This is a genomic window from Leisingera sp. F5 (assembly GCF_001593695.1).
In genome coordinates this window covers 1-7,615 of record NZ_LUKH01000081.1, presented here as the reverse complement: position 1 = coordinate 7,615, position 7,615 = coordinate 1, and the positions used below count along the sequence as shown (strand labels likewise).

Sequence of the window (7,615 nt, the reverse complement as noted above, 5' to 3'; positions counted from 1 at the left end):
CCCTCCATGCGCAGCGCCACGACGAGACCGGCAAGGCGCGGGTCCGGGACGATGCGGAACCCGGTTTCGGCCTCGCCTGGTCGAAGGCCGGGAACGACCGTGACTATCTCGCCGCCTTCAAAGCCCATAAGACCAAGCTGGGGGCCGGCGAACGGAAGGGCGCGCCGCTCTGCTTGCAGGCCATCTGCGTGGTGTCGCCTGAATGGGTGGAAAAGGCCGGCAGCCTGCATGACCCAAACAACCCGCATAACCGTCAGCTCTTCGACCAGGCGAAGGCATGGGCCGAGGGCTGGGGCGGCAAGGGGTCCGTGATCGCCACCCGCCTCGATCTCGATGAGAAGGGCGGGGCCGTGGTCGATGTTCTGATCTCTCCGGTCCGGGAAAGCCGGGGCAAGCCGGTGATCTCGACCAACAAAGCGTTGCGCGAGCTGAAGGAGGCCACGGGCGAGCGGAACGAATATTCCGCCTTGCAGACGTCCTGGGCCGATTGGTGCCGCGAGCATCTGGACCCTGAAATCGTGCGCGGCACCCGGAAGGAAATCACCCAGCGCCAGCACCTTTCCCCGGAAACCTATGGGGCGGTCATGGACAAGGCCCGTGAGAGCGTCAGAGCGCCCTCTCAGGGGCTGTGGGATGCCATCCGGGACACCGACCTCTCAGAACGCGATACAGAGGCCCTGAGCGACTTTCTGATGCTCAAGGGGGAGATTGCCCGCCACAAGGCCCAAGGGCGCTCCTACGAGCCTCCTGAGGGCGCTCTGGAGCTGGAACGCGTGAGGGGAGATCCCCAAACCGATCCCTGGCCTTTGATCCGGGTTGTCAGGTCAGGGGCAGAGCGTGTGTTTGAAGCGGCCCATGGGTTTGGCATGGGACTGCGGGCGAACATGGGGGAGGGGTATGAATCCGGGCGTGAGTTCTTCCCCAGCCTGTCCGACCGGATGCACTTGGCGGCAGTGGTGGCGAAATGCGGAGCGTTTTGCGCCAGGGTTGAGGCCGTAGTCAAAAATATGCTGCGTCCGGAGGCAACCCAGATCAATGAGCAAATCTGCTGGCCGCAGGAGGCACAGGCAGAGGTGGAGCGGCATGAGATGAACCTTGGCCTGACAGCTCCTGCGGTCCGGAAAGAACCCTCGGGAGAACGGGAAACTGATCTCCCAGACCATGACACCCCGGAACGGGATCGAGGACCGAACCACGGTCGCTGACCCCTAGTGTTAATAGTGTTACCTACGGAGTATGTTACGGGGCCAAAATCTACCCCTAACATTCTATTATTAAAACAATAATTTACCCACAGGGTTCCGAAAGGGTCAAATTCTGGTTCCGAAAGGGTCAAATTATGGTTCCGAAAGGGTCAAACGAAAACAGCCCTTCAGAGGTTCCTGATAGGTCAAACTTTGGTTCCCGGTAGCACGAACTTCAGAACGGTTCCTGATAGGTCAAATCCAGGGTTCCTGAACGGTCAAATTTCTCGTAGCGTCCGGACATGCCTTTGCTACCAGATAGACACCCCCAGAAGGATTTTTTCATCCTCGATATCACGGACGTGGTCCCTAAGGACGACACCGCGTCGATGGAACATCCCCTGTTTTCCCTAGCGACCAAGCCCGACATGCGCCACCTGGTCTACCAGAACGGTGAAAACAGGTTGGAAATCGCTCCTTCCGGCCTTGGCCTTCCCACCATCAAGGACAAGGACATTCTGATCTTCTGCATCAGCCAACTGATGGACATGAAGAACCGGGGCGAAAAGATCGGAAAGCGCGTCCGTTTCAGCGCCCGTGAGCTTTCCATCGCAACCAACCGCCCCATTGGCGGTAACCATTACAAGCGTCTGGAGCAAGCCTTCAAACGGCTACAGGGGACGCAATTCACCACAACGATCCGTACCGGAAACAAGCGCGAAGTTCGGATTTTTAGCCTAGTGGACCAAGCCGGATTCGTTATGCAGGAAGAAGGGGCATGGCGGCTCGACTATTGCGAGGTCGTTCTGTCTGACTGGTTCATGCGCGCGATCGAGGCCAACGAAGTCGTGACGATCTCGCACGATTATTTTCGCCTTCGCCGCCCGCTTGAGCGCCGCCTGTATGAGATCGGCCGCAAGCACTGCGGGAGCCAGCCCAGGTGGCAGATCGGCCTCGCCAAACTCCAGGAAAAGACCGGCAGCAACGCCCCCCTGAAGAAGTTCCGGCTGAACATCCGCCAGATCATCGAGGATGATCACACGCCGTTCTATCGCATGGAGCTGACCCCGGAGGACCTGGTGATCTTCCGCCCGCGCGCGCCTCAGAGCGAGCTTTTTCCCGGTATCAGGCTGCCGGAATGGGCCGAAGACAAGGCAAGGGCCATCGCCAGGGAGAAGGGCCGGGACTATTATGCCCTCCGCTCGGACTGGCTGGCGTTTGCCAACTCTGAAGCCGCCAAGGGCAACCCGCCGAAAAATGCAGGCGCTGCTTTCCTGGCCTACTGCAAGAAGCAGAGTGACCTCAGGTCATAAACCTTTCCCAGGTTCTCCCATCTCGCCGGGCGCGCAGCCCCATGCCAATCCCCTGCCCGCTGTAAGCGATCAGATCAGCCACGAAAACAGATTTTACATCAGCTTATTAGCCGGAATTTCCGCGGTTCTTTGCGGGCTGTTCCGGCGTTGCAGAGGCTGTCTTCATTTGCCTCCAATTCTAGCCATCCGCTCTACCCAGAGTTGCCATCCGTTAACCTGTGTGTCCTAGACAGGGGCAAAGTTGAAACCTTCTTTGAACCCATCTGAGAGACGGGGAGCAGCCTCATGATTATCAACACCTCGATTGGCGACCACACCCTGGCGCTGTTTGGCGCTAAGACCAAAAATACTGAAACACAGCTTCTGCTGCCCAACTCCACCGCAGTCCAGGACACTGCATTTGCCCCTCCGTCCGCGCCGGTGGCGGCAGCCCCCCAGCAGGATGCCCCCAGCTCGTTCCGCCCGGCCGAGACCTCAAGCCTGAGCGGAACCTATGCAGATCCCCGCACCACCACTGCAGGACAGGCAGCAGAACGCGCCGCCCCCACCTATGAAGGCCCCTCCTACAGCGAACGCGCAGGCGGCGATCTTCTGGGCCAGGTGATGAAGGACATGGAGGCGATCAGGTCCAACCAACTGGCTTCTCTACAGGAGGAGTTTAATACACTGGTGGAGAACGCCATCGGCCGGGAATTGGCTGAGGGTGAAGATGCCTTTGATCATTTCGGCGCGATTTCCAACATCAATACTGACAGGTCCGGGGCATTGCTCGCAGGTAAGGTCCAGGGACTTGAGGGAGCAATTTTTCAAGTAACTGCGGCTACGAAGGATGAGCCTTTTGAAATTCGAAGCGGCCTATCTTTAGATGGCAGAACCGAGGAAGAGCGCATTGAGTTAATGCTATCGAGGCTCGCAAGGGGAGATCTGCAATCGATAAACGCCTCCATCCGTGTGGCCAATGAGGCCATCGCAACAGGCCATGGTGAAGAAACGGACTATCTTCCTCCATTTTCTGAGGAGGAAACCGAGGCTTTGAGAACTCAGCTTTTGGAGATGCGCCGCGAACAGTACGAAAACGGGAGCCTTATCCTGACCTTCGAATAAACAAGGCCCGATCTCGGTGGTCCTATGCCGGGTAAAAGGGTTGCCTCAGCGCCTACCAATCTGAGTGGGGCTGAGGCTTTCGCTTTTTAGATGTACAGAAAATCGTCAACAGTATCGATGAGAGAACTGCTGACGCCGTTCAGTTCAATCCTCAAGTCACCGTCTGTTCCACTAACGACAATTAGGGCATCTCCATCTGCTGATGATTGCACACTAACGTCATCTTTCGTCACACCTACCAGCTGAATAAGATCGACGCCATCTTCGAAGTCATTGATATTATCTTGAAGGTAGCCTGTTAGCGCCGAACTGGTAGTTTCGGCGGTCACATCAAAGCGGAACACGTCAGCATCAGCGCCACCATAGAGTGTGTCGTTGCCCGTGCCACCCTCAATGGTGTCACTACCGCTGTCGCCGCGCAGATCATCATTTCCGCCTGCGCCAAAGACGTAGTCGTTTCCGCCGCCGCCTAGGACGAAGTCGTCGCCCTGGGCCCAGACGCTTTCGTTCCGATAATCGCCATAGAGCCAGTCATCGCCGCTGCCGCCAGTGAGAGTGTCGTTGTCCGCGCCACCTTCCAGAATATCGTTACCGGTTCCGCCATGCAGCGTGTCATTGCCGTCCCATCCCCTGAGCCAGTCGTGCATTCCGTTACCGGACATGTAGTTGCCAGAATCGTCACCAGACGCTTTCTCGCCATAGACGTTGGTGCCCCAGAAGAAGACTTTGTGCCCTCGTTTTTGTAAGTATAATTGATTGTAGGCGCGAGCGGCATGATAACCTCCTGATTGTGCAATACATGGCAGTGCTAAAGCGGCCTTGGTTAACAACTTGTTAACAGAACTGTCATGATCACAGCCGTCGGAGATCTTCTGCTCCCGGTCGATTTTTGACTGGCGGTTATCTGCCAGTCAAACGCGCCCAAAGGCCACGCTGGGCCTGCCCGACCGGCTTATCTCTCTGATCAGTCAGAAGCGTATTCAGGCGCACCCGCTCAGTCTCAGCTCCATCCAGGCGGGCGCGCAGATCCTCGATCTGATCAACGAGCTGGCCGCGCTCCCGGTCACGCTCAGCACTCATGGCACCGATCTGCTCCCGAAGCATCTTAACTTCAATCTCTAACGCACCGGTTTCGCTTGGCTTTGCCGCCTTTATTGGAGGTGGGGAAACGGTTTTACTGCGTGGTTCCTCCTGTGGTTTCCTGAAAACACGGTCAAGCTCTGCCTCATCAATCTCCCAATGCCCTTGCGCGTTCTTCCCACCCGATATTTTTTCGTTTAAGTCATTGCTTCTAAGTCGTTCCAAGAGAGTTTTCTTAGCAACACCCGCATACTTCGCCGCTTGATTCAAAGATAGTTTTGCCATGTTTTCTGCTCGCCTTCACCGGTGGTGGGGAAACGGTTTTAACACCTGTACTCCACCAGTTTTACAGAAAACCGCCAAAACGGGGAGCATCTGGGTCAAACAACCTCAAAAGACAGCTTGTTTGCATCCCGATTGACACACAAACTCTTCCCGGAAACAGGAGGACACGCCATGCCTACCGAGACTTCAACGCTTCATGCCCGCCTCGCCGGTCAGCTCAAGGCACAAACAACCGATACCGGCCTGGCCGCAGACCCGCTGGCCTATGACGCCTGGTTCCCCACCAAGGTACAAGAGGCGCAAACCGATCCGCGTCCGGCCACCCCGCACAGCCAGGTGATGCAGAAAGCCCGGCGCCTGATCGACGGGAAACGCCAAGCCTGAAGCCCGACCCCTCGCAAGCACCCCCTCCCTTAGTCAGACCGGAGGCCAAATGGCTCACGACCGTCACGAAGATGCTCGCTCAGATTGTGCTTCCCGCTTTGACTGCGGGAACTACGAGGTCAGTTCTGAACCCCTGACTGATGCGGAAATCTGGGAACGGACGCCGCTAAAACGCCGGCAGCAGATGCCGCCGGATTTTGCGGAACGGTTCGGCAGCAGCCAGAACCGGGATTAGGCTGATCTCATTGCAGGCGCTCAGCGATCCATAGCTTGATCAGCGATTGCCGCGTCACGCCCAAGTGCCGAGCCTGCTTGTCCAGGCCTTCCACGACCCACGCCGGAAAATCCACGTTCACCCGCTTGGGCTGGTCGTTCCGGCGGCGCGCCTGGGACCAGTCGATTGCATCGCTCACGTCCTCACCGGCGTCGAATTTCTTGTCGAACTCAGTTGCCTTCATAGTAGCTGATCTCCTCTTTCCGGGCCCGGCGCACCGAGATGATCCGCACCACATCACCTCGCGGTGTCCAGACCGCCGCCCAGTGCTTGCCCTCGATCTTCCCGATCGACAGGAAGCGCGGTTCGCCCTCGGTCTTGGCCGGGGCTTCGAGCACCCACGGGTCATCCCAAAGGGCCTGAGCCAGCTCGAAGTCGATGCCATGCTTCTCTAGATTCGAGGCGCTTTTGGCGGGGTCATACTCAAAATTCATGCCAAAATATGGTATAATAATTATCCATTTTCAAGCGTGGCGCTACGTGACCACCGCCGCTTGCCCGGCCCTCCGATATTCGGAGGTCTCCGGTCCGGGCAGGCTCCCGCGCGCCATTCCGACCGGCCCTCATATAGCAGGGGCGGGAGGGTGCGCAGCCGCCCCTCGGGCGGCTTCCGGCGGGAGGTCCAGGAGGGCGCAGCACCTCCGGCCCATGGCAATTAGCGGAGCGGCTCGCAGAGAATTGCCTAGTGGGTTGTCATTTCAAATGACAATTCTGTCGCTTCCGGCTATCACCGTCCCATGTTCAAGGCAGCCATCCGCGTCAACAAGCTCACCACCATCGCCCAGCTTCGCGGGGCGTCCCTCCATGCGCAGCGCCACGACGAGACCGGCAAGGCGCGGGTCCGGGACGATGCGGAACCCGGTTTCGGCCTCGCCTGGTCGAAGGCCGGGAACGACCGTGACTATCTCGCCGCCTTCAAAGCCCACAAGACCGAGCTGGGGGCCGGCGAACGGAAGGGCGCACCGCTCTGTTTGCAGGCCATCTGCGTGGTCTCCCCGGAATGGGTGGAGAAGGCAGGCAACCTGCATGACCCCGACAACCCGCGTAACCGCCAGCTCTTTGACCAGGCGAAGGCATGGGCCGAGGGCTGGGGCGGCAAAGGTTCGGTGATCGCCACCCGCCTTGATCTCGATGAGAAGGGCGGGGCTGTGGTCGATGTGCTGGTCTCCCCGGTCCGGGAAAGCCGGGGCAAGCCGGTGATCTCGACCAACAAGGCACTGCGCGAGCTGAAGGAGGCCACGGGCGAGCGGAACGAATACTCCGCCTTGCAGACGTCCTGGGCCGATTGGTGCCGCGAGCATCTGGACCCTGAAATCGTGCGCGGTACCCGGAAAGAAATCACCCAGCGCCAGCATCTTTCCCCGGAAACCTATGGGGCGGTCATGGACAAGGCCCGTGAGAGCGTCAGAGCGCCCTCTCACGGGCTCTGGGATGCCATCCGGGACACCGACCTCTCAGAACGCGATACAGAGGCCCTGAGCGGCTTTCTGATGCTCAAGGGGGAGATTGCCCGGCACAAGGTCCAAGGGCGCTCCTACGAGCCTCCTGAGGGCGCTCTGGAGCTGGATCGCGTGAGGGGAGCCCCCGAAACCGATCCCTGGCCTTTGATCCGGGCTGTCAGGTCAGGGGCAGAGCGTGTGCTTGAAGCAGCCCATGGGTTCGGCATGGGGCTGCGGGCGAACATGGGGGATGGGTATGAATCCGGGCGTGAGTTCTTCCCCAGCCTGTCCGACCGGATGCACCTGGCGGCAGTGGTGGCGAAGTGCGGAGCGTTCTGCGCCAGGATCGAAGCTGCGGTGAAAAACATGCTGCGTCCGGATGCCACCCAGATCGAAGAACAGATCTGCTGGCCGCAGGAGGCGCTGGCAGAGGTGGAGCGGCATGAGATGAACCTTGGCCTGACAGCTCCTGCGGTCCGGAAAGAACCCTCGGGAGAACGGGAAACTGATCTCCCAGACCATGACACCCCGGAACGGGATCGAGGACCGAAC

General features: G+C 58.9%; 9 protein-coding genes. 5 read left to right on the top strand and 4 right to left on the bottom strand.

Features of this window, described 5'->3' with window-relative positions; all coding sequences use genetic code 11:
- The 3 genes from A2I95_RS23890 to A2I95_RS23880 form a co-directional block, all read left to right on the top strand.
- On the top strand, positions 1-1,205 hold a 1,205-nt coding region (locus A2I95_RS23890), incomplete at its 5' end, for a hypothetical protein (protein WP_291733860.1).
- A gap of 281 nt (positions 1,206-1,486) precedes the next feature.
- A complete protein-coding gene (locus A2I95_RS23885; RefSeq protein WP_291733858.1) occupies positions 1,487-2,497 on the top strand; it encodes a replication initiator protein A in 1,011 nt (336 codons plus the stop codon).
- A gap of 285 nt (positions 2,498-2,782) precedes the next feature.
- Positions 2,783-3,601 carry a hypothetical protein gene (locus A2I95_RS23880; protein ID WP_291733857.1) on the top strand — a complete coding sequence of 273 codons (819 nt, stop codon included), beginning with the start codon at positions 2,783-2,785 and terminating at the stop codon, positions 3,599-3,601.
- An 86-nt stretch (positions 3,602-3,687) separates the two neighbouring features.
- On the opposite strand, the gene A2I95_RS23875 is transcribed toward A2I95_RS23880, so the two are convergent.
- On the bottom strand, positions 3,688-4,431 hold the full coding sequence (locus tag A2I95_RS23875) for a calcium-binding protein (protein ID WP_291733856.1): 744 nt from the start codon (positions 4,429-4,431) through the stop codon (positions 3,688-3,690).
- A gap of 70 nt (positions 4,432-4,501) precedes the next feature.
- Entirely contained in the window at positions 4,502-4,966 is a 465-nt protein-coding gene (locus A2I95_RS23870) for a hypothetical protein (RefSeq protein ID WP_291733855.1), read from the bottom strand.
- A 171-nt stretch (positions 4,967-5,137) separates the two neighbouring features.
- Between A2I95_RS23870 and A2I95_RS23865 the strand changes: the two genes are divergently transcribed.
- On the top strand, positions 5,138-5,350 hold the full coding sequence (locus A2I95_RS23865; protein WP_291733853.1) for a type II toxin-antitoxin system antitoxin, RelB/DinJ family: 213 nt from the start codon (positions 5,138-5,140) through the stop codon (positions 5,348-5,350).
- 242 nt (positions 5,351-5,592) lie between these two features.
- Here A2I95_RS23865 and A2I95_RS23860 read toward each other — a convergent pair whose 3' ends face one another.
- Positions 5,593-5,808 (bottom strand): hypothetical protein, encoded by a 216-nt coding sequence (locus tag A2I95_RS23860; RefSeq protein ID WP_036744234.1) that lies wholly within the window; start codon positions 5,806-5,808, stop codon positions 5,593-5,595.
- Positions 5,795-6,058, bottom strand: a complete 264-nt coding sequence (locus tag A2I95_RS23855) for a BrnT family toxin (RefSeq protein WP_291733847.1) — start codon at positions 6,056-6,058, stop codon at positions 5,795-5,797. Before A2I95_RS23855 ends, A2I95_RS23860 begins: the two co-directional genes overlap by 14 nt.
- A gap of 303 nt (positions 6,059-6,361) precedes the next feature.
- On the opposite strand from A2I95_RS23855, the gene A2I95_RS23850 reads away from it, so the two are divergent.
- A partial coding sequence (locus tag A2I95_RS23850) for a hypothetical protein (protein ID WP_291733845.1) occupies positions 6,362-7,615 on the top strand: 1,254 nt, incomplete at its 3' end.

Coding starts and splice junctions, on each gene's coding strand:
- A2I95_RS23870 (WP_291733855.1), bottom strand. CDS start 4,966: ATGGCAAAACTATCTTTGAATCAAGCGGCGAAGTATGCGGGTGTTGCT.
- A2I95_RS23855 (WP_291733847.1), bottom strand. CDS start 6,058: ATGAATTTTGAGTATGACCCCGCCAAAAGCGCCTCGAATCTAGAGAAG.
- A2I95_RS23880 (WP_291733857.1), top strand. CDS start 2,783: ATGATTATCAACACCTCGATTGGCGACCACACCCTGGCGCTGTTTGGC.
- A2I95_RS23860 (WP_036744234.1), bottom strand. CDS start 5,808: ATGAAGGCAACTGAGTTCGACAAGAAATTCGACGCCGGTGAGGACGTG.
- A2I95_RS23865 (WP_291733853.1), top strand. CDS start 5,138: ATGCCTACCGAGACTTCAACGCTTCATGCCCGCCTCGCCGGTCAGCTC.
- A2I95_RS23885 (WP_291733858.1), top strand. CDS start 1,487: ATGCCTTTGCTACCAGATAGACACCCCCAGAAGGATTTTTTCATCCTC.